Source organism: Exiguobacterium sp. SH31 (assembly GCF_001816105.1).
GTDB lineage: Bacteria > Bacillota > Bacilli > Exiguobacteriales > Exiguobacteriaceae > Exiguobacterium > Exiguobacterium aurantiacum_A.
The window spans coordinates 1-21,888 of record NZ_LYTG01000001.1; the positions used below are offsets into that span (position 1 = coordinate 1).

Annotated in this window: 21 protein-coding genes and 1 pseudogene; 19 read left to right on the forward strand and 3 right to left on the reverse strand. The window is 51.1% G+C overall.

The window, feature by feature from the left end; all coding sequences use genetic code 11:
* Nucleotides 1-792, reverse strand: a 792-nt coding sequence (locus A6395_RS00005) for a DUF3800 domain-containing protein (protein WP_084812873.1), incomplete at its 3' end; no start/stop codon positions are given.
* A gap of 351 nt (nucleotides 793-1,143) precedes the next feature.
* On the opposite strand from A6395_RS00005, the gene recU reads away from it, so the two are divergent.
* From recU to A6395_RS15625, 9 genes are all read left to right on the forward strand, one after another.
* Entirely contained in the window at nucleotides 1,144-1,740 is a 597-nt protein-coding gene (gene recU, locus A6395_RS00010; protein WP_084812874.1) for a Holliday junction resolvase RecU, read from the forward strand.
* A gap of 20 nt (nucleotides 1,741-1,760) precedes the next feature.
* A complete protein-coding gene (locus A6395_RS00015) occupies nucleotides 1,761-4,352 on the forward strand; it encodes a transglycosylase domain-containing protein (RefSeq protein ID WP_071397346.1) in 2,592 nt (863 codons plus the stop codon).
* 89 nt (nucleotides 4,353-4,441) lie between these two features.
* Nucleotides 4,442-5,002 (forward strand): hypothetical protein, encoded by a 561-nt coding sequence (locus A6395_RS00020; RefSeq protein WP_252100484.1) that lies wholly within the window; start codon nucleotides 4,442-4,444, stop codon nucleotides 5,000-5,002.
* Nucleotides 5,003-5,020: 18 nt separating this feature from the next.
* A complete protein-coding gene (locus tag A6395_RS00025) occupies nucleotides 5,021-7,270 on the forward strand; it encodes a DEAD/DEAH box helicase (protein ID WP_071397347.1) in 2,250 nt (749 codons plus the stop codon).
* Nucleotides 7,267-8,424, forward strand: a complete 1,158-nt coding sequence (locus A6395_RS00030) for a ribonuclease H-like domain-containing protein (RefSeq protein ID WP_071397348.1) — start codon at nucleotides 7,267-7,269, stop codon at nucleotides 8,422-8,424. The genes A6395_RS00025 and A6395_RS00030 overlap by 4 nt, the downstream gene beginning before the upstream one ends.
* Nucleotides 8,421-8,966 (forward strand): SLOG family protein, encoded by a 546-nt coding sequence (locus A6395_RS00035; RefSeq protein ID WP_016509942.1) that lies wholly within the window; start codon nucleotides 8,421-8,423, stop codon nucleotides 8,964-8,966. The genes A6395_RS00030 and A6395_RS00035 overlap by 4 nt, the downstream gene beginning before the upstream one ends.
* Nucleotides 8,967-8,971: 5 nt before the next feature.
* The gene (gpsB, locus tag A6395_RS00040; RefSeq protein WP_051121542.1) at nucleotides 8,972-9,268 is read left to right on the forward strand and encodes a cell division regulator GpsB; all 297 of its coding nucleotides are present in this window, start codon (nucleotides 8,972-8,974) and stop codon (nucleotides 9,266-9,268) included.
* Between the two features lie 18 nt (nucleotides 9,269-9,286).
* Entirely contained in the window at nucleotides 9,287-9,862 is a 576-nt protein-coding gene (locus tag A6395_RS00045) for a nuclease-related domain-containing protein (RefSeq protein WP_070327404.1), read from the forward strand.
* 132 nt (nucleotides 9,863-9,994) lie between these two features.
* Nucleotides 9,995-11,322 (forward strand): IS3 family transposase gene (locus A6395_RS15625; RefSeq protein WP_483297285.1). Its coding sequence is split into 2 segments (ribosomal slippage): nucleotides 9,995-10,367 and nucleotides 10,367-11,322, totalling 1,329 coding nucleotides; the frame shifts between segments, so codons are not numbered across the junction.
* 51 nt (nucleotides 11,323-11,373) lie between these two features.
* Here the strand turns inward: A6395_RS15625 and A6395_RS00060 are convergent.
* Nucleotides 11,374-11,661, reverse strand: a complete 288-nt coding sequence (locus tag A6395_RS00060) for a hypothetical protein (protein ID WP_236634006.1) — start codon at nucleotides 11,659-11,661, stop codon at nucleotides 11,374-11,376.
* A gap of 43 nt (nucleotides 11,662-11,704) precedes the next feature.
* Here A6395_RS00060 and A6395_RS00065 point away from each other — a divergent pair, with 43 nt between their 5' ends.
* The gene (locus tag A6395_RS00065) at nucleotides 11,705-12,007 is read left to right on the forward strand and encodes a hypothetical protein (protein WP_252100485.1); all 303 of its coding nucleotides are present in this window, start codon (nucleotides 11,705-11,707) and stop codon (nucleotides 12,005-12,007) included.
* A gap of 34 nt (nucleotides 12,008-12,041) precedes the next feature.
* On the opposite strand, the gene A6395_RS00070 is transcribed toward A6395_RS00065, so the two are convergent.
* The gene (locus tag A6395_RS00070; RefSeq protein WP_084812875.1) at nucleotides 12,042-13,580 is read right to left on the reverse strand and encodes an FAD-dependent monooxygenase; all 1,539 of its coding nucleotides are present in this window, start codon (nucleotides 13,578-13,580) and stop codon (nucleotides 12,042-12,044) included.
* A gap of 95 nt (nucleotides 13,581-13,675) precedes the next feature.
* Between A6395_RS00070 and A6395_RS00075 the strand changes: the two genes are divergently transcribed.
* The 9 genes and pseudogenes from A6395_RS00075 to A6395_RS00115 all read left to right on the forward strand — a co-directional run bounded on the left by A6395_RS00075 (nucleotide 13,676) and on the right by A6395_RS00115 (nucleotide 21,831).
* Nucleotides 13,676-14,302 (forward strand): NUDIX hydrolase, encoded by a 627-nt coding sequence (locus A6395_RS00075; RefSeq protein ID WP_083274014.1) that lies wholly within the window; start codon nucleotides 13,676-13,678, stop codon nucleotides 14,300-14,302.
* A 65-nt stretch (nucleotides 14,303-14,367) separates the two neighbouring features.
* Nucleotides 14,368-14,544 carry a DUF2187 family protein gene (locus tag A6395_RS00080; RefSeq protein WP_016509936.1) on the forward strand — a complete coding sequence of 59 codons (177 nt, stop codon included), beginning with the start codon at nucleotides 14,368-14,370 and terminating at the stop codon, nucleotides 14,542-14,544.
* A 17-nt stretch (nucleotides 14,545-14,561) separates the two neighbouring features.
* The gene (locus A6395_RS00085) at nucleotides 14,562-15,746 is read left to right on the forward strand and encodes a DUF2157 domain-containing protein (protein WP_071397352.1); all 1,185 of its coding nucleotides are present in this window, start codon (nucleotides 14,562-14,564) and stop codon (nucleotides 15,744-15,746) included.
* Nucleotides 15,743-16,207, forward strand: coding sequence for a GDYXXLXY domain-containing protein (locus A6395_RS00090; protein WP_071397353.1), 465 nt, complete (start codon nucleotides 15,743-15,745; stop codon nucleotides 16,205-16,207). The genes A6395_RS00085 and A6395_RS00090 overlap by 4 nt, the downstream gene beginning before the upstream one ends.
* Nucleotides 16,208-16,432: 225 nt before the next feature.
* Nucleotides 16,433-17,137 carry a 3D domain-containing protein gene (locus tag A6395_RS00095; RefSeq protein ID WP_071397354.1) on the forward strand — a complete coding sequence of 235 codons (705 nt, stop codon included), beginning with the start codon at nucleotides 16,433-16,435 and terminating at the stop codon, nucleotides 17,135-17,137.
* Nucleotides 17,138-17,244: 107 nt separating this feature from the next.
* A pseudogene (locus A6395_RS00100) lies at nucleotides 17,245-17,913 on the forward strand (ABC transporter ATP-binding protein); the annotation flags it as partial.
* Nucleotides 17,914-17,971: 58 nt separating this feature from the next.
* On the forward strand, nucleotides 17,972-19,477 hold the full coding sequence (locus tag A6395_RS00105; protein WP_071397356.1) for an ABC transporter permease/substrate-binding protein: 1,506 nt from the start codon (nucleotides 17,972-17,974) through the stop codon (nucleotides 19,475-19,477).
* Entirely contained in the window at nucleotides 19,474-20,346 is an 873-nt protein-coding gene (locus A6395_RS00110) for a diacylglycerol/lipid kinase family protein (RefSeq protein ID WP_071397357.1), read from the forward strand. Before A6395_RS00105 ends, A6395_RS00110 begins: the two co-directional genes overlap by 4 nt.
* 126 nt (nucleotides 20,347-20,472) lie before the next feature.
* Nucleotides 20,473-21,831: a sodium-dependent transporter gene (locus A6395_RS00115; protein WP_071397358.1), complete on the forward strand. Its 1,359-nt coding sequence runs from the start codon at nucleotides 20,473-20,475 to the stop codon at nucleotides 21,829-21,831.
* Nucleotides 21,832-21,888: the final 57 nt, after the last annotated feature.

Consider the following 21,888-nt stretch of genomic DNA (forward strand, 5'->3'; position numbering starts at 1 on the left):
GAAGCCCCAGTTGCGGAAATCTTGGTCTGGACTGTCTTTACGAATGTAAATCTTGTCCTTGATGGCTTTGAAGATTCGGTTTTCATCCCCATAATGGACGAACCGTGGTTTCACTTCGATCACGCCGCGGCGCACGCGCGAGAGCGGCAGGCAGACGAGGTCAGCGATTTCAAGACCAGATTGATAGATCGTGCTTTGTTTCTCCGAGAAGATGAACCCTTTGATTTTTTGTCGGCTCTTCTCGACGTCGAGATGGACGGTCCCGGAATTGAAGATATCGAAAAATGCTTTTTGAATAAGCAGGTTCTGATAATCGTCGCGTGACTCGAGAACGACACGGGCGCTGACAGCTTCCGTCTCTTCCAAAAATGCATAAAACGATTTCATCAAATGGGCGAAAGCGACGACATAAGGGTCTTTCGGCGTCGAGTAGAAATCGTGGAGCTTCTGTTTATCGACCTCGACACTGACGATCGTGCAATTGATATCGCGCAAGAAGTCTGGGAGTTTGTTCCAAAAATCACGGAGCATATCAATTGTGATCCCATCGTCTTTTCCATATGGATGCTCGGCCTTTAAAATTTCTTTTAAATGCAGTGGGATATTTTCCGTTTTGAAGACATCTCGTTTGAACGCTTGTAAGCGTCGCTTCAATTCGCACGGCATTCCGGCCTCATCGGCGTCAATCGCATACTTGTATTCCATCAATACCCCGGTCAAGTTGAACTGGGTGTTGCCTTTTGGTGTACCTGTCTCATCGACGAACATGACATACTTCTTTTGTGTCTCCATCTTACTCCTCCAACAGAGCTTAGGGATGTAGATTCTAAGCCGCCTAGTTTATTTCCAGTCCTCGCGAAACGCTCTCGATCGCTTACTTTTTTAAAGTCTCGTCAATCAGCGTTTAGCCTGTTCACATTTCGGTTAATAAGTAGAGGACTTATTGTAGAAAAGTATTCAGTGACACGGTAACAAGGTCGTGTCAATTTGAATACACAATGTACTACACACTAGTTTAACATACGGGAGTTTGGTACGATATGGATTGCGGAAAATCCACGGAGGAGTCGAGCGACATAACTCGACAATCAGACTTCAGACGGAAGGAACGAGTGGATCAACCTGTTAAACTAGTAATTAGGGGTGACGACATTGTTCCATTATCCAAACGGGAAGAAACCGAGAGCGGCCGAGATGCCGGCAAAGTCCAGTCTGCCAACGTATGCGAATCGAGGCATGAATTTAGAGACGCTTCTGAACGATACGAACGAGTTTTATCGACTCCACGGAAAAGCGGTCATCCATAAAAAACCGACCCCGCTCCAAATCGTCAAAGTCGATTACCCGAAACGGAGCGCGGCCAAAGTGACCGAAGCGTATTTTAAGCAAGCCTCGACGACCGACTACAACGGGGTCTATCGCGGGAAATACATTGATTTTGAAGCGAAAGAGACGAACAATAAAACGTCGTTCCCGCTCGGAAACTTTCATGACCATCAAATCAATCACATGCGCGAGTGTGAGCGTCACGGAGGGATTTGTTTTGTCATCATCCGGTTTAGCCGCTATAATACGCAATATGTGTTATCAACGGAGCAATTATTACACTGGTGGGAGCAGCGAGAGACGGGACGGAAGTCGATCCCGCTCGCATATATTGAACAAGAGGCAATCGAAGTTCCAACACGAGCCCTTCCAGCCATCGATTATTTGACGGCGATTGAAGCGTGGCTCGATTGAATAGAAGGAGTGAAGCGTGAATGGAACGAAGTCGGATGGCGCGTCGACAAGATACGACGAAAAAGCCAAAGCAACAAACGAAAAAACCAAAGAAACAAACAAAGAAACCGATGTGGAGACGCATCCTACTTATTATAGGATTGTTGTTGATCGTCGGAGTGGTCGTCGGGGGAGCATACACAGCCTACGCGATTGCGACCGCACCGCCGCTCGATGAGGAGAAATTAGTCGATACGTACCCGATTCAGCTATTGTCGGCTGAAGGTGAACCGCTTGAAGAGAGCGGTCAGATCCGTGAGTACGTGTCAATCGATGATATTTCAGAAGTGATGCAGCAAGCGGTCATCTCGATCGAGGACCGTCGCTTCTATGAGCATAACGGAATCGACTTGCGCCGCATCGGCGGTGCCGTGCTCGCGAACGTGACCGACGGTTTTGGGTCTGAAGGTGGTTCAACGATCACGCAACAGCTCGTCAAACAGTCGTTCTTGTCGACCGACAAGAAATTAAAACGTAAATTGCAAGAGCAGTGGCTCGCCGTGAAACTCGAGCGCGAGTACACGAAAGAACAGATTCTCGAGATGTACTTGAACAAGAACTACTACGGTTCAGGGGCGTGGGGTGTGCAAGCGGCCTCGAAGACGTATTTCAATAAGCCGGTGTCAGAAGTGAACTATCAAGAAGCGGCTATCTTAGCGGGGCTTCCGCAGCGACCGAGCGCTTATGATCCGATTGCTGGCGACCAAGAACTCACGCGTTACCGTCAAGAACAAGTGCTGTCGGCAATGAAGCGGGACGGTCATATCACAGAACAACAGTATAACGATGCGATCGACGTCGAGATTGCCGACGTCATCTCGCCGGGTGCGCAGACAGAAGAAGAGTCGTACACCCGTTCGATCTACGCCCGTGTCCAAGCAGAGCTCGAAGAAGACTACGGCTTAGAGCAGTCTGATATTTACGGGACAGGTTTGAAAGTATATACGTCTATCAATAAAGAACTGCACGCGAAATTCAATAAAGATATTAAGACAGATAACGTGAACATTCCAAACGGTGAGTTCCCGAAAGATCTCCGCATGGGAGCGACCGTGTTGAACACGAAGACGGGTGAGATCATCGCCGTCATCGACAGCCAACAGGCGGAACAAGGCGACAAGAACTACCGCGACTATTCGCGGGAGAAACGCCAAATCGGTTCGACGGCGAAACCGTTCTTTGACTACGGTCCAGGGATCGAGAACGCGCAATGGTCGACCGGGAAGATCTTAATGGATGCACCGTTTGAAGGTGAAGATTACGATCCAATAAACTATTATGGTGAGTATCGCGGCGCTAACACGATGCGTTACTATTTGACGATTTCCGGCAACACGCCGGCCGTCCGTGCTTTCTATGAGGTGCGTGATGAGTTCGGTCAAGACGCGATCGAATCGTTCGTCGAGAACGTCGGTATCGAACCGTCGATGTCGGGCGACGAGATGAACGCCTCGAACGCGCTCGGTGCCGCCGAGGCGAGCACGACGCAAATGGCGGCTGCTTATGCCGCGCTAGGTGCGAACGGGATGTACACGAAGCCGCACTTGATCCAAAAAATCGAGTTCAACGACGGATCGACGATCAACTCACCTATTAAAGCGAAGCAGGCGATGGAAGACTATACCGCGTATATGTTGACCGATATGCTTCGGGATGTCGTCAGCGGATCAAACGGGACGTACGAGCCAGGGGCGTTCCCGTGGGACGTCGCCGGCAAGACCGGGACAACAAACGATGATCAAGATAAATGGTTCACCGGCTATACGACCGATTATGCAATTTCGGTTTGGACCGGAAGAGTAAGTGGCGCCCCTGAAACGGTTAGCAAGCCGAATCACGCCCAATACTACTTCGAGTATATGATGCAAGAAGTGACGAATGCGACGGGAAGCCCAGACCGCTTCCAGCAACCGGATTCTGTCTTGTCGCTCGGTAATGAACTGTACGTCAAAGGGACGAAACCGAAAGATTTGGAACCGAAAAATCTTCCGGCACCGACCGGCGCGTCGATCAATTACGACATTCCGGCTGACAGCGGGACGTTGACGTGGTCATATAATCGTCAAGCGGTCGAAGCGGACGGCTATCAAGGTCTATCGTTCACCGTGACGGAGAAACGTCCGGACGGCAGCGAACGTGTCGTCGGAACGACGGAAGACACGAGCATTGCTATCTCGGGCCTCCAGAACGGGACGACGACGTTCACGATCGTCGCGACCGCTTCGAACCAACTCGTAGGTGAGCAACAGTCGAGCCCGGCCCAAACGCAATACACGGTCGAACGCAGTCAAGAACCGGCTGAAGAAGAGGAAGAACCGGCAACGGAAGAGACGCCTCCAGAAGAAGAGCCGGCTGAAGAAACGCCACCGAATGAGACTGACAACAATAACGGTAATGGTAACAGCGAAAATGGAAATGGGAACAATGAAGGTGAAGAAGGAGAGACGACAGAAGAGCCGGCGACAGAAGAGACGCCTCCGGCTGAAGAAGAATCTTCGACCGAGCTCGAATCACAGTCCAACTCAGACACGCCTGAATCAAACCAAGACCGTGAAAATGACAATCGCGAATGAATTGACTTACTTCAAACAGGGCGACATCAACGCCCTGTTTTTCTGTGTGGTTTGTTATAATGAAAAGAAAGCGAATAGGATGGTGACATATGGTTCAACTCTCTCTTAAGCGAAAGATGAAAGTGTTGTTTGTAATCGATCGACTGCAAGACGATGATCTTGGCCTGCCCCTTCACGGCGTCAATGGATTGAAGATGGGACGCATTCTGTTAGAAGAATCAATCCCGTTCGGACGATTGATCGATGATTCGGCCGTGGCAGAGGCGATCGGCCATCCTTATTTGAAACGGATCGGCGTCGAGACGATGTTTCTCGGCGATGAATCTTTTTATCCAGAACTTCTTCGCGGTAAGCGCCAAGCGCTGACGAAGCAAGAGGATTATCATAAAGCGGTGCAACGTTACACGAAACATTTGCAAGCAGTCCATTCGAAATGCACGAAGTTACATACCATCGTCTTGTTCGGCCGTTCGACGCACCTGTTATACAATGATGCGATGGAGCGGCTTGAAGAAGAAAATGAGCATGTCGCCGAGGCGTTCAAAGCGATGGAGGTGCTACACTTGCCTGCGGTTCATCGTCTCTTGCGTGACGAACGAATCAGTCAAGTGAAGACGATCGTGGAGCGACTTGCACCTTCAAAATCATGAAATAAGTTGGTGAGCACTATGCGGAAAAAACGTTCCATCGAAGAGATGATTAAGACATTAAAGACCGACCCGAGTTTTTCCGCCAATGTCACACACTGGCATAAGGTCGAGGCACAACCTGCAAGATACGCGGCCATCCCGTCGAGCGTCCCAGACGATCTTGTCCGGGTGTTAAACAGTCGCGGCATCGAGCAATTGTACACGCATCAGGCCGAAGCGGTCGAACAGACGTCTCGTGGGAACTCGACTGTCATCGTTACGCCGACAGCTTCTGGTAAAACGCTCTGCTATAACTTGCCCGTGCTGTCTAGAATGATTGAGAAACCGACGGCACGAGCCCTCTATCTGTATCCGACGAAAGCGCTCGCGCAAGACCAGAACAGCGATTTGATGGAGATGGTCGAGGCGCTCGAAGGAGACCTCCGATGCTTCACGTATGATGGGGACACGTCGCCGGCAGCGCGGACAAAAGTGCGGGACGCCGGGAACATTGTCATCACGAACCCAGATATGCTTCACTCAGGGATTTTGCCGCATCACACGAAATGGATCCGGTTGTTCGAAAACCTCGAATATATCGTTGTCGATGAACTGCATACGTATCGCGGCGTATTCGGGAGCCATGTCGCCAACGTCTTTCGGCGGCTCAAACGAATCTGTGCCTACTATGGAAGTTATCCGAAATGGATCATGACGTCCGCGACGATCGCGAACCCGGTCGAACTGGCCGAACTGTTGACCGAGGAAGAAGTGACGCTCGTCAACAATAATGGAGCTCCGCAAGGGAGAAAACACCTCATTTTCTACAACCCTCCGGTCGTCAATGAAGCGCTCGGGATTCGTCGGAGCGCCACGCTCGAAACAAAGCGGATCGCGTCAAAGCTTGTCGAGGCCGATATTCAAACGATCGTCTTCGCTCGGTCACGGGTCCGGGTCGAGGTGCTATTGACGTATTTGCAAGAATTGACGAGACGTGAACTCGGACCGAAGTCGATCGTCGGTTATCGGGGCGGTTATCTTCCGTCAGAACGGCGTGAGATTGAACGCAGGCTCCGGAACGGTGAAATCAAAGCCGTCGTTTCGACGAACGCGCTCGAACTCGGTGTTGACATCGGTCAACTCGAGGCGTGCGTATTGAACGGATATCCCGGCACCGTCGCCTCGCTCTGGCAGCAAGCAGGAAGAGCCGGCCGTCGCCAGTCGGAATCACTCGTCATCTTCGTCGCCTCGTCGTCGTCACTCGACCAACTCGTCGTCGAGCAACCAGACCTGATTTTAGAGCGTTCGCCTGAGGCGGCCCGTCTTGACCCGAACAACTTGATCATTTTAGTCGATCATATGAAGTGCGCCGCCTTCGAGCTCCCGTTCCAAAAAGGGGAGCGCTTCGGTACGGTCGAGACCGAGGATATCCTTGATTTCTTGACGGACGCGCAAATCTTGCATGAGCGTGCCAATAAATACTATTGGATGACGGACGCCTTCCCGGCCCACGACATCTCGCTGCGGACGAGCAATCAAGAGAACGTCGTCATCGTCGACCAGACGGCGAAACATCAAGTCATCGGCGAGATGGACACGTTCAGTGCGATGACGCTGCTTCACGACGAGGCGATCTATTTGCACGGGGCCGAGCAATATCAAGTCGAGAAACTCGATTTTGAAGAGAAGAAAGCGTACGTGCGGCGTGTCGATGTTGATTACTATACAGATGCGAACTTGGCCGTGGAGTTAAAAGTGCTAGAAGAAAACAAGACGAGCGGTGCCAAGACGTTCGGTGAAGTGTCGGTCATCGCGATGGCGACGCTGTTCAAGAAGATCAAGTTCGGGACGCATGAGAATATCGGATCTGGTCCGATCCACTTGCCGGAACGGGAGCTGCATACGACGTCGACGTGGTTCACGCTCGATGACCGGTTCGCTTACTCGGAAGCCGATATGGAAGATCAGCTCGAGGCCGTCAGCGACTTGTTGCGCCGGCTCGCCCCGCTCTACTTGATGTGCGACACGCTCGACTTGTTCACGACGATTCAAATGAAAGCGACCCATACGAATAAACCGACCGTCTACTTGTATGACCGCTATCCGGGCGGTATCGGCTTGAGTGAAGCGCTCTTCCGAGACGCCGCTGAAATTTTAGACGCAGCGATCCGCACGGTCGAGGATTGTCCGTGTGTGAGCGGATGCCCACGTTGCGTCGGGATGATCGGCTACGGTGACTTTAAAGACCAAGTTGTTAATCAGTTGACCGCATTGAAAGGAACGATATGAAAGCGAAGCTATCACGACTCATCAAAACAAATGAACCGAAACAAGCGACGGTCACACCAGATGACGCGGAGCAAGCCAAGTGGATCGCACGAGGTGGCGAGATCCTGACGTTTGAAAGCGAGTGGTGCGTGCGCTTGAAAGAGATTTATCCGCTTGACGCGACGTATCACGACTTTACGTTCGACGCGGCGAAACGTGCCCTAGGGACGGCAGACCATCCGTTCTTCACGGTCGACGTGCCGTATGACCAAGTGTTGTTCATGGATACGGAGACGACCGGGCTCCGTGGTGCCGGGACGTCCATCTTTTTGATCGGGTTCGCCCGCTTCAAGTCAGACCATCTCGAGATGATTCAGTACGTATTGCCACACCCGGCGTTTGAGACCGCGTTTTACTATCACTTTCTCAATGACATCGGTGACGAGGTCCGGTTCGTGACGTACAATGGAAAATCGTTCGATTGGCCGCAAATCAAGACGCGTCATACGTTCGTCCGGACGAAAGTGAAGGCGTTGCCCGCCGTCGGTCATGTCGATCTGTTGCATGCGTCAAGGCGTCTGTTGAAGCCGACACTCGAGTCGGTCTCGCTAAAAGCGGTCGAGGCCCATTTTGGACATGCCCGAACGGACGATCTGCCAGGTTTTCTCGCCCCGATGCATTACTTTCAATACGTCAAAGAGCGGGACCCTGATATTTTACAACCGGTCATTGAGCACCATCACGCCGATTGCTTGAGCCTCGTGTCGCTTTATAAGCGGCTCTGTCACCTCGTCGAAGCAGACGAGCCGACGTTTGGAGAAGAGCGGGCCCATTGGTTGAACGATCTAGGGAGTACGGACGAGGCACTCAAACAGTATGAACGGATCGAGCAACCGACAAAACGAGCGAAAATGCGTCAAGCGCTGCTGTTAAAGCGGACCGGCCGCATCGTCGAAGCGCTTCCTCTTTTCAAAGAAGTCGGGACGACCGAGGCGTTGATCGAGCTAGCCAAGTATGCAGAACATCAGCAAAAAGATGTCGTGTCAGCCATTCGATATACCGAGCAGGCGATTGCGATCGTGGAACAGCAAAAGACGGTCTTGAAACAAACCGTCCAAAAACAGCAACACGCGCTCAACCATCGTCTAGCTCGGTTAGAAAGGAAGAGGTTATGAAAGTTGTTGCGATTACCGGGTATCGGCCCCATGAGCTTGGGATCTTTAAAGCCGACCATCCCGGCATCGAGATCATCCAAGAAGCGTACCGCCGAAAGATCACTGAAGCAATCGAACTCGGGGCCGAATGGTTCATCTTCAGTGGAACGAACGGTTGTGAATTGTGGGCAGGACAAGTATTGTTAGAGTTAAGAGAAACACATCCGATTAAAATCGCGGTGTTTCCGCCATTTTTAGAGATGGAAGAACGGTATAAGCCGTATGAACAAGAGTTGTTCAGCCAGTTGCGGCTCGAAGCCGATTTTTTTGAACCGCTCACGCAACGTCCTTATGAAGACCCGAGTCAGTTGCGCGCAAAAACGGCGTTCTTTTTAGACAAGGCAGCAGGATTAATTACGTTGTATGACGAAGAGACGGGAGGAAGCCCCCGTTTCCTCGTTGAAGGGGCTAAACGAAAACACCAGATGGAACTATTCATGATCACACAAGACGACCTGCGTGTGATCGAGGAAGAAAAACAGTGGGAACAACAGTGGGAGTGAAGACTATGCAAACCGAATTAACAGCCGAAGCAATCTATAAACAAGAATTCAAGACGGCCCTCCGCGGCTACTCGCAAGAAGAAGTCGATCAATTTTTAGACGTCGTCATCCGGGACTATGAGAAGATGGCGAAAGAGATCGAACGTTTGCGACAAGAGAACGAATCGTTGCGCCGTGGTTCAAGCGAACCGACCGAGCCGGTGAAACCGGCCCAACCTGTCGCCTCGAACTACGATATGTTGCGTCGGATTTCAAACTTAGAAAAGGCCGTCTTCGGAAAACAAGTCGGACCTAGCGAATAACGAGAGGAGGTGGAATAGATGTTACAAGTGTTGACGGCCGTCAAGAAAGAGCCGGTGAAACGACAGACGAAAGGATTGTTCCGAACGAAAGAAGAGGTCATCTTGCCGCCGAAATCGTATACGGATGAGATCGTAGAAATCATTCGGCACACGTGTCGCTTCGATTGGATGATGATTGAACGGGTCGAAATCGGTGACAACGTGCTCGACTACGTGCTCGTCGGACCGAAAGGCGTCTTTTTAGTCCAAATCAATCGGACGACGACGGCCGTCCATGTGACGAACCGAGAGTGTCGGTTAGAAACCTCACTCGGGTGGAAAAACATCTATCCGCATCCAGTCGAAGGGCTCGAGCAGATGACGAAACAAGTTCGGAGCCTATTAAAAAAAGAATGCGGCAAGGCCGTACCGGTCACGTCATTTTTAATTTTTCCAGAAGCATCACGTCTTAAAGTCGAACGTGTTAAAGCGAACTGTGAAGACTCGTTTGAAGCGATCGACAAAGTCATCGCCAAGACGAAACTCGAGCTCCTATCCGAGGCGACAATCAAACAAATCGCTTATTATTGTTCAGAGCGCCAGTTACATAAGTAAAAAAGGTGCCGCGGCACCTTTTTGAACTGAACCCCGAATGAAGGACACTTGAAATAAGTGACCCATTCGGGGTTTTTCGTATACGCACGAATCGCTATAATGAACCTATTCATTTAGACGGGAGAAACAACCATGAGCAAAATCATTTTCAATATCCATCAAATTGATCAGCTTGAGTCGAACCCGAACGTTTCGTCGGTTTCAGAACGCTCGATCCAATACACCGGTGAATTCAAAATAAAGGCCGTGCTTGAAAACATGGACGGCAAGGGACCCCGGCAGATCTTCACGGAGGCTGGATTCGACCTGACGGTAATTGGGAACAGGAAGGCGAAGTCCGCGTTGGAACGATGGCGCCGAACATATCGAAAAGACGGGGAAGACGGTCTCCTGAACGACAAACGTGGAAAGGCTCTGGGAGGTGGACGCCCGAAAACAGACGAGTCGATGGAGAGACGGTTAGCGAAGGCAGAGGCAAGAATCAAGTACCTGACGGCAGAGAATGAACTCTTAAAAAAGCTAGAGAAGTTAGAAGGGCAGGCGAAACATACGAACTGACACCAGCAGCGAAATATCAGGCCATCAACACCGTCATCCGCATCGCACAGCTGAAGTACCTCGTCCGCCCACTATGTGAGATCGCCGGCGTGAGCCGGAGTGGCTATTACGCCTGGTTGAACCGTGCCGAGGCGGAGTCCCTCCGGGAAGAGCGTGATTACCTAGACGCGACACTCCTCAAGCAAATCCACGACAGCCATAAAGGTAAAGTCGGTTATCGGGGGCTGTACATGGAGGTGCTCGCGACACTCGGCGTCCGGATCAACCACAAACGGATTCTCCGACTGATGCGCAAGTATAACATCGTCACCAAAATCCGGAGGATGAATCCTTATCGGAAGCTCTCTCAGGCGACGCACGAGCATCGCGTCGTGCCGAATCTGTTGAACCGTCAGTTCCGACAGAGCGAGCCTGGAAAGGTGTTCGTGACCGACATCACCTACCTCCCGATCGCCTCCGGCGAGAACGTCTATCTGTCATGCGTGAAGGACGTGGCCACGCGTGAGATCGTGGCGCACAAGCTGTCCGCAAGCCTTCACATGGACCTCGTCTTTCAGACGATGGAAAAACTTGAAGATCACCTCCAAGGGAATCTGCATCCCGAGGCGATGATCCATTCGGATCAAGGCTTCCACTATACACATCCGGACTATCAACAACTCGTTCGCAGCCTTGGACTGGTCCAGTCCATGTCACGTCGAGGCAACTGTCTCGACAACGCACCAATTGAATCATTCTTTGGCCATTTGAAGGACTATGTCACCAACCGATCGTGTGGATCAATCGAGCAGGTCAGAGAAATGGTCGGGGACTACATAAACTATTACAACTGCGAACGCGGTCAGTGGAACCTAAAAAAGATGACCCCGGAACAATATCGGGGCCATCTAATCGCCGTATAGGACATACGGGCTTTTTATTAAACTGTCCATTTTACGGGGCTCAGTTCATTTTTACTTTAGTAGCTCTTTTGCTTTTTTTTCATCATTTCGGTGCACGAACAAGGCGACCCGGTCATCCAGGTTTTTGGCGAGCGGTTTAAACAAGCGTCCGGTCGGCAAGCCTTGTTCGATTCGGCACGTGACGCCTTTTTCCGTCAAATAGGTATAATCTTCGAGTAACTCCTCACCTTGTTTCCCGAACGCCTCACCAAAGCGGACCCATTGTAAGTTACGAATCGTTCGGATTGTCACGAGGATGACGAACAGCGCGCCAAGCGCGATAATCAATATAGTTTCCAACACATTCAACCCCTTCTTTACACAATTTTAAAGGGGGAAACGGTTGAAAGCAACAGCGGCGGACCGTATACTCGAAAAGAAGAGAGGGATGACTGTGAAAACGACGATACAATCACGGCGTGAAGCCGTAAAATTACTGCAAAGTGAGCACGTGCTCTACATTCGAATTCATAACGGACAGACGGGCATGATCAAATCGACGGTCGATGGCATCATCGTCGCGATTCCGAACGAACAGACGGACAAAGTCGATTTTCGGAAATTAGAGGACGTGGAAGCGTTCGAGGCGTTTTATGACTTGACCCTCTCGAAACCGGGGACACTTTATTACAATGCACTATCCTGACAAAAGCTCCACTCTCACGAGTGGAGCTTTTGACTTAAGACGGTAACCAGACCGACAGTTTGTCACGTAGCGGTTCAGGTCGCATATGACGCTGTTTATGCAGCAAGTATCCGTCCGGTCGAATGACGAGGACACCCCGGCGCATGAACAAGGATTTCGCAAGTTCGTTGCCTTGGTCAAAGAAAGGACGGCTTGTTTTAGACAACGTGATGATTTGGAAGAATGATTGATGAGCGTTCAAGTATTCATATAACTCACTTGGGTCACGTTTGCCGTCATCGAGGACAAGTACTTGAAAGCGGCCATCGGCGACTTCTGAGATCTTTTGACGAAGGCCATCATCGGATCGGATCATCTCGATCTCGGGAAAGATCTTTCCTTCGGCGACCCGGATGAACGGTACACGTGAGTGCCCAGGGTAAGACAAGTGAAGCTGGGCGATTCGTTCGGTGATCTTTTCATTAATCAAATTGACGCGGGTGAACACGTCCGCTCCGACTGCTTGAAACGGCAATAAGATCGGGAGCGTCGTTTGGAGCACTTCGGTCGCGACGTTCGTCGTCTGCAAGACGTTTCTGGCGACGTGTTCACGCTCGTCCCGGTACGTGTCGACGACACTGAACGGCGCCCCTGCTTTCAGATGAAGCCAAAGCTTCCAGCCGAGGTTGAACGAGTCGGCGATGCCCGTATTCATCCCTTGGCCGCCGACGGGCGAATTGATATGCGCCGCGTCGCCCATTAAGATGACACGGTTATGGATGAACGAGTCGACCATGCGATTGTGCACCCTAAACAGCGAGAACCATTCGACCTCGTCGATTTCTACCGGCATGTGGCTCCGTTGTTCGACCAATTCGTGTAATTTGGCCTCGCTGAATGATTCGTCGCTCGCGAGATTACCGGTAATCCGGATTGTGTCATCCGTCAGCGGGAATACTTCTAACACGCCACGGTCCGAGAAAAAGATGTGTACTTCTTCACGGGAGATGTTCCATTTCGCCTTCATATCGGCCAACACCCAAGACTCTTTGAACGACTTCCCGCTGAACGGGAGCGCGAGCATACGGCGAATCGAACTGTTGGCGCCATCGGCCGCAACGATATACTTGGCTTCGATCGTGCGGTTCGAGTCGGATTCGAGATGGGCGAGCACACGTGTCGGATAGTGGGTCAACGAGACGAGTGACTCGCCGCGTTTGACGTAGTGCCCGTGGTCGTTCAACGCCTGTTCTAAGATGGCCTCGGTCTCGTTTTGTCGCAATAGCGTGACGAACGGGTAAGGTGTGACGAGACGTGAGAACTCGAGTTTGGCCGTCCACTGCCCAGAAAAGTATAAGTTTCCTTTTTCGATTGTTCTGGCGCGACTGAGTACTTCTTTGGCGACATCAAGGCGTGAAAACACTTCGATTGTTCGCGGCTGAATCCCGATGGCCCGTGAGTTGTTCGAAGGCGTCGTTTTTCGATCGATGATTTCAAAAGAGATTCCATATCTGGCTAATGTCAAAGCGAGTGTGAGTCCTGTCGGCCCCGCCCCGACGATCAATATATCAACTTGTTGAACCAATTCCACCATCTCCTATCATTAATAATGATATTTCCGACATTTGCCACGTTTAAACGAGGAGACGCTGGTGGAACTGTAAAACAGAGAGAGCGAGGTTGAAAATCATGAAACAATCATGGGTTACTGAAGCGAAATTACGAGAAAGTTTCTCGATGGAAGAGAATTATGAACAGACCGCCGCCGTCTTGATCCCGTTGACGCGAATCGATGACGTCTGGCACGTCGTCTTTGAAGTCAGGGCCCATACGATGCGGCGCCAACCTGGAGAGATCTCGTTCCCGGGAGGTCGGCTCGAGCGAGGGGAGACACCTGTCGAGGCCGCGGTCCGAGAGACGAGTGAAGAACTCGAGGTACCGCTCGAGACGATTGAGGTCATCGGTCGCTTACAGCCGCTCGCCACGCCACACCGTCAACTCATCTATCCGTTCGTCGGGATGATTCCGACAGTTCCGGACGTACGTCAAACGGATGAAGTCGATCATTTGTTCACCGTTCCCGTCGAAACGTTACTGTTAATTGATCCGTTTCACGGCGAGATGGAATGGACGATGAATCCGGATCAAAATATTCCGTTTGACCGAATGGCGAACGCTAAAGCGTATGAAAAACGGGTAATTAAAATGAGAGAACCTTTTTACGAACATGAAGACTACATTATTTGGGGATTGACTGGAAAAATTTTGTCGCAGTTCATCAAATGTACAAAAGAAAACGTATTCAAACCTATATAATTTAGTTATAATGATAAAAACAAATTTAAGATTGGAAGTGAATGGGTGTGTCTTTAGAATTCGCTGTGGGTGATATCGTTAAGTCAACTCGTGAAGGATGGGTCGCAGAAGTGACTGCCGTATTAACGAATACGGTCATCGGGGACGTTTCCATCATGGAGGAATATCAACAGCTCGGTCTCGAGTTTGAGAAACAAGTTTTGTTGAAAAAAGAATTGGAATTGATCGAACGCGCCAGCTGACCTTTTAACCGAAAGGGATGATTCAGGTGTCCATTGACAAAAAAGTTCGTGAATGGAAAGAGGCGGGTTTGCTAGATGAAGCGACCGGTCAACGGTTGATTGATTTTGAATATAAGAAATTGGCGGTTAGTGACAAACGTGAGCACAAACCGCCAATTCTTGTAATTATCGGATCAATTCTGCTCGCCCTTAGTCTATTCAGTTTTGTCGCCGCCAACTGGCAAGCAATCCCAGACCTCGTCAAAGTATCCATTTTCCTTGTCTTCATGCTCGGGATGTACGTAGCAGCGGAGCGGCTTCAAGTGAAAGCCCCTCGCTATGTGACGTTGTTCCGCGTCCTCGGCGTCGTTTTCTTCGTCGCCACGATGATCGTCATCTTCACAACGTACAATCTTTCCTCACAACTACCGCTTCTGTTCTGGCTATTCTTTGCTGTCGCCGTCCTGCACAAACTGATCTATAAGCACCCGATCTTCACGTTCATCGCAGCGCTAGCCGCTTTTTTAGCGGTCACGAATAGTTTTCAAGGAATCGGGATCACACTCATCCTGTTCGGCCTGCTCGTGACGTGGGTTTGGTTCCATTACGGTGATAACGAGCTCGACCGGATTTTCGCCTGGTTCAGCTTTTACGGACTGTTGCTCACGATCGGTCAGTATATCGATTACGAGGGACGGTTTTGTCCGCTTTGGGCACTCGCAGCACTGCATATCCTGTTCCTCGTCTACCGGGAGCGGGCTCAGTGGCAGTATCTCTACTTGTTCGTCGCTGCCATCTTGTCCATCGGTTACTTGGTCAATGCGACCGAGGGCTGGTTGTCTCAACGTCAGCCGTCCGTCATTGAGGCCACGCTGCTTTCCGTCGTCCTCGTGGCTGTGTACTTGACACATCGTCGCCCTGATTTGCTGTGGGTGAGCCTACTCGCGGTCATCCCGTTCTCGCTATTCGAAGGTTCAGGTATCTTACTCGCGATCTTGCTTGAAGTGGTGGCGCTCGCTTACTTGATCATGCAAGACCATGAGCGGAAACCGATTGTTTTGGCGTTCATCTACTTCTTACTTGTCCAAATGACGATCTACTTCATTTACGTTTGGGACCGGCTCGACATCTCGCTCTTCTTCTTGATCGGGGCGTTGATCGTATTCGCGTTGTCGCTCGCGTTGTGGTGGCGTAGCCGTACGAGAGGGGATGCTCGGACATGAAACGAATCACTCCTTGGCTTGTACCGATCGTACAAGTATTGATTGCCATCGGTTTTATCTTGCTCGTTTATGCGGTATCTTGGTTCGGCCAGTCGTATACGTTCAAAGCGACGTCGTACGAGCCCTATGACCCATTTTTTGGGGATTACGTCTATCTCGAGTTCGATTCGTTGCAAGGGCGACAAGATGTCGATTCTGGGACCGTCTACGTCTCATTCAAAACGGATGACGCTGGTTTTGCCACAATCGACCGGGTCAGCTCCCGACCGTTCTTTGGTGGGACGCGGGCTGAATACTTCGATCGCCAAGTCTTCATCACCGACATGAGTTCATACCGTGTCGCCGAGGATGAGAAAGCTGTGATTGAAGGTGCGAAAACGTTCGAAGTTGAAGTCGATGTGGCGCCTTGGGGAATGGTCCGGGCCCATGATTTACGCCCGATTACAGCTGAAACAGAATGACAAACAGATTACAGATTTGTTACGAGAACGTTTGTAACCGATCTGTAATTTTTTTATTTGGTCGCTTGTATAGCAACGTTTTCGGCAATTATTACAATCTGTAACTAAACGGTAGCCCATATGTCAGCAATATTTCACTTCGTCAAAACTACTTCTCGGGTTCGAGACGGCATGGTAAATTTACTCCTGTTCGTTAGAAGACGAGAAAGGGATGACCTAATTACAATGACATTCTTAAAATATATGATGACGCTTCTGTTTGTCCTAGCCGGTACGTTCGTGGTATCTACGACTGCCAACGCTGCTCAAATCGGAATCGGAACTGAACAGAAAATCGTACAAAACCCACTTGAGTTGGAACGCAAGGCAATCGAACTTGAACGCCAACAAAAAATTGAGCGCGAGAAGCAAATCGCTGAAGAGAAGCGCCGCGCTGAAGAGAAACGAGTGGCAGAAGAACAAGCCAAGCAGCAGGCAGAACAGGAAGCGAAACGGTTAGCGGAAGCCAAGCGAATCGCGGCTGAGGAAGCGCGGCTTGCAGAAGAGGCGAAAGCAGAGCAAGCGAAAGCAGAGCAAGCCACGACAAACGCTGTGGCGACACCTGTCTCGACAAGCAGCGGGCGCGTCATTCAAGCCGAATCGACAGCTTACACGAATGATGCGGCAGACAACGGCTCATACGGGGGCCGGGTGTTGACGGCGACGGGACATGACGTGACGGATTCGATTTTTTATAACGGCATGCGCATCATCGCCGTCGATCCGGCCGTCATCCCGCTCGGTAAGGTCGTACAGATCGAAGGGATCGGTCAAGCGATCGCTCTCGATACAGGGGGACGCATTAAAGGCAACATCGTCGATCTACTCGTCGATACGAAGAGCGAGGCAATCAATTGGGGTCGTCGCCACGTTACCATCACACTTCCATAACGAAAAGGTTCTCCCGCGGGAGAACCTTTTGTTGTTTAACAATCGTTGGAAACGGGCAAACTAATATTTGACTTTCATATAACGTGAAAAGCCGAGGAGGGATTGTGTTGATTGAATTTCAAAATGTTTCCAAGCGTTATGATGATGGGACATTGGCCGTCGAAAACTTGAGTTTGACGGTACGAAAAGGAGAAATTTTCGTATTGATTGGGCCATCAGGTTGTGGCAAGACGACGACGATGAAGATGGTGAATCGTCTGATTGACCACACTGACGGGAAAATCCTGATTGATGAGCGCGAAATCTATCAGTTCGATATTTATGAACTGCGACGCAACATCGGCTATGTGCTCCAACAAATCGCATTGTTCCCCCATTTGACGGTCGAAGAGAACATCGCCGTCGTTCCGGACCTATTGAAATGGCCGAAGACGAAGACGAAAGACCGTGTGACCGAACTGATGAAAATCGCTGGTCTCGACCCCGTCCTCCGTTCAAAAAAACCGCCTGAACTGTCGGGTGGTCAACAACAACGAGTCGGCGTCCTGCGAGCGCTCGCGGCCGACCCGGAAGTCATTTTAATGGATGAACCGTTCTCGGCACTCGATCCGATCAGTCGGGCTCAGCTCCAAGATGACATCAAACGGTTGAACGATGAGTTAGGGAAGACGATTCTGTTCGTCACTCATGATATTGAGGAGGCGATGAAACTTGGGGACCGGATCGCTCTCATGCGTGACGGGAAACTGGTCATCGTCGGCACGCCTGACGAGATTCGAGCGAGTGATGATCCGTTCGTGCTCGACTTTACACAACACGGAAGAGGTGAGGTAGATGCTTGAAACGTTCCAAAATCGACGCGGGGAATTGGTCGAAGCGCTAATCGAGCATTTACAACTTTCTGTCGTCTCCCTTTTGATTGCGGTGTTGATTGCGGTCCCGCTAGGCATCTGGCTGACACGGCGTAAAAAAGTGGCTGAAACGGCAATCGGCTTCACCGCCATCATCCAAACAATTCCTTCTTTAGCTCTGCTAGGTCTTATGATTCCACTCGTTGGGATCGGTGCACTTCCTGCCACGATTGCGCTCGTTCTGTACGCGTTGTTGCCAATCCTTCGCAATACGTTCACAGGGTTGAACGAAGTCGATAAGTCACTGATCGAAGCCGCGCAAGGTTGCGGCATGAAACCGAATCAAAGTTTGATGAGAGTCGAACTACCGCTCGCGCTACCGGTCATCATGGCCGGGATTCGAACAGCGATGGTGTTAATTGTCGGTACAGCCACGCTGGCGGCACTCGTCGGAGCAGGCGGACTCGGGACGCTGATCCTGCTTGGAATTAACCGGAACGACAACTATTTGATTTTGCTCGGTGCGATTCCGGCAGCCATTCTCGCATTATTGTTCGACTTCTTGCTCCGTCAAATGGAAGGCGCGACAGCCACCCGCAACAAGACGAAGCTGATCGCCGTATCGACCGTCTTGGCGTTAATTATCGTAGCACCGCTCGCGTTGGGCCGCACCCAACAGACCGACCTCGTCGTCGCCGGGAAGCTCGGTCCCGAGCCGGAGATCTTGATGAACATGTACAAACTGTTGATCGAAGAAGAGACGGATCTGACCGTATCGGTCCGTCCGAACTTCGGAGAGACGACGTTCGTCTGGGGAGCGTTGCAATCGGGGGATGTCGATATTTATCCTGAATTCACGGGGACGGTACTCGCGAGTCTGGTGAAAGAAACACCGAATTCAAACGATGCCCGTGAAGTGTACGAACAAGCACGGGATGCGCTAGCAGACGACGGCTTCGCTTTACTGGAACCGATGCAGTTCAATAACACGTACGCCATCGCGATCCCGCGTGACTATGCGGAAACTGAAGGCGTCACGACGATTTCTGATTTACGCAGCGTGCAAAATGACATCCAGGCCGGGTTCACGCTCGAGTTCACGGACCGTGAAGACGGATATCCAGGACTTCAGCAAGCGTACGGACTTGATTTCCCTTCTGTCGTTTCGATGGAGCAGAAACTTCGTTACCGCGCCATCGCACGGGGCGACGTCAATCTTGTTGATGCGTATGCGACCGACCCGGATATCGCCGAAAACGACCTGCTCGTGTTAGAAGACGATCAACAGTTCTTCCCGCCTTATCAAGGTGCTCCACTCTTGAAAGCAGAAACGCTTGAAGAACATCCGGAAATCGAGGACGCGCTCAACCAGTTGGGCGGACTCATCACTGACGAAGAGATGTCTGAATTGAACCGTCGGGTCGCTTACGGGAAAGAACGGGCCTACGACGTGGCCCAAGACTTCTTGGAACAAGCGGGTCTACTATGAAGGCGATGATCATTTCGAACCCGAAGTCGGGTGCGAGCGAGACGATGCTCGGCGAAGTGGTCGGGACAATCGAGTCGATGTATCAAGAGATTCTCATCCGAAAGACGCTAGCTGAAGGGGATGCAGCCCGCCTTGCTCGAACGAGCAGTGGGTTCGATCATTTGATTGTCATCGGTGGGGATGGGACGCTTCATGAAGTCGTCAACGGATTGATGGCGTTGCCTCGTGACGAACGTCCGAGCGTCGGTCTCGTACCGGCGGGGACGTGCAACGACTTCGCGAGGGCGATTGATTTGCCTGTCGAACCGATTGAGGCGGCTCGCCTGTTTAAAATGAGCGAGCAGCAATCGGTCGATGTGATGCGTGTCAACGACCGGTTCGGTCTCAACTTTGTCGGGGTCGGATTGATCGCGGACGCTTCCCGACAGATCGATCCGCTCCAAAAAGAAACGCTCGGCTCGATCGGATACTTTTTAGCGACGATCCGTCAGTTCCGCGAACTCGATCCGTTCAAGGTCCGTATCGAGCGGGCGGGCGAGGTCATCCACGATGGGGCCGTCAGTTTTCTATACGTCGGCAACGGTGCCTATCTCGGCACGGTCCCGACGAAGCTCGCGACGCAATCGTTCACGGACGGTCTCGTCGAAGTCGTCCATAGCTCGGCCATCGGCTTCCCGATGATTCGTCAGCTATTGACGCAACAGCTCGGACTCGAACAGTCGTCTCCAGAGTGGGTGCATCTCCAAATGGAGCAACTTGATGTGTTTTTGCGTGAGCCACAAGTCATCGATGTGGACGGTGAGCACTTTGAGACGGATCATTTACAGATTGAAGTGTTGCCGAATGAGCTGACATTTCTCGTTCCATAATCGTTTTATGAAGGCAGAGGAAAGAATTCAGACTTTTCTCTGTTTTTTGTTGTTCTCGTTTCTGAACCGTGTTAGTATTTCACTATTATTATGAAAATGAAATGAAAACAGGAAGTAGGGATAGTCATGGCGCAAAATTCGTTCGCCTCAAAAATTGGATTCATTTTAGCGGCCGCAGGGTCCGCAATCGGTCTTGGTGCCATCTGGAAATTTCCATATGTCACGGGAACAAGTGGGGGCGGCGCCTTTTTACTCATGTTTTTAGCGTTCACATTCTTACTCGGTCTGCCACTTCTCATTGGTGAGTTCATCGTCGGGCGTTCGACGCAAAAGACGGCGCTCCTTGCCTTTAAAAAACTCGGCCATCGCCGTTGGACATTGGTCGGTTACCTCGGCGTAATCGCTTGCTTCTTACTGCTATCATTCTACAGTGTCATCGGTGGATGGGTGTTGATCTATGTCGGGCTCGGCTTGAGCGGGACGCTCAGCGGCCGGTCACCTGACGAGTTCGGGACCGTGTTCGCGGACGTCGTCTCATCTCCTGGGATTGCCGTCTTCGGACAATTTTTATTTTTATTGATTACGCTACTCATCGTCTTGAAAGGGGTAGAGGGCGGAATCGAGCGGATGAGCAAGATTCTAATGCCACTCCTGTTCGTCAGTTTCATCGTGCTCGTCATCCGCTCGTTGACACTTGACGGTGCCATGGAAGGGGTCCGCTTCTTCTTGCAGCCTGACTTCTCGGCACTGACCGGCGAGTCGGTCTTGTTCGCGCTCGGGCAAGCGTTCTTCTCGCTGTCGCTCGGGGTGGCGGCGATGCTCACATACGCCTCGTACATTCAAACGAAAGGGACGCTCAACCGTTCGGCAAACATGATCGTCTTGTTGAACGTCACTGTTTCAATTTTGGCGGGGCTCGCCATCTTCCCGGCCGTCTTCGCCTCGGGGCTCGATCCGGCAGAAGGTCCGGCGCTCTTGTTCGTCGTGTTGCCGGCCGTATTTAACCAAGTCCCACTCGGCGGCTTCTTCATGGTATTGTTCTTCTTATTGTTCACGTTCGCCTCGATCACGTCTTCGATCGCGATGCTCGAAGTCGTCGTCGCCGGTGTGACGGATAAATTGAACGAGAAGAAACAAACGATGTCGAAGCGTAACGTCACACTCCTCTCGGCGGCCATCGTGTTCGCCGTCGGGATCCCCTCGGCCCTATCGTTCGGGGTGATGAGTGAGATGGAGTTCTTGGACGGCCGAACATTTTTCGACTCGATGGATTACGTCGTCAGTTACGTCTTGATGCCGGTCGGTGCGCTTTTGACATCGATTTTTGTCGGATATGTCGTCGATCAACGCATTCTCAAAGAAGAGATTCAAACATCGAATATTGGTATCAAACTGTACCCGGTCTGGCGTTTCCTCATCCGCTACGCCATCCCTGTCACGATTGCTGTCGTTATGATTTCGACATGGGTTAATGACAATACGTGAACGAACTCCTGATTCATTGAATCAGGAGTTTTTTTGTACAGTCGTCACCGTTACTTT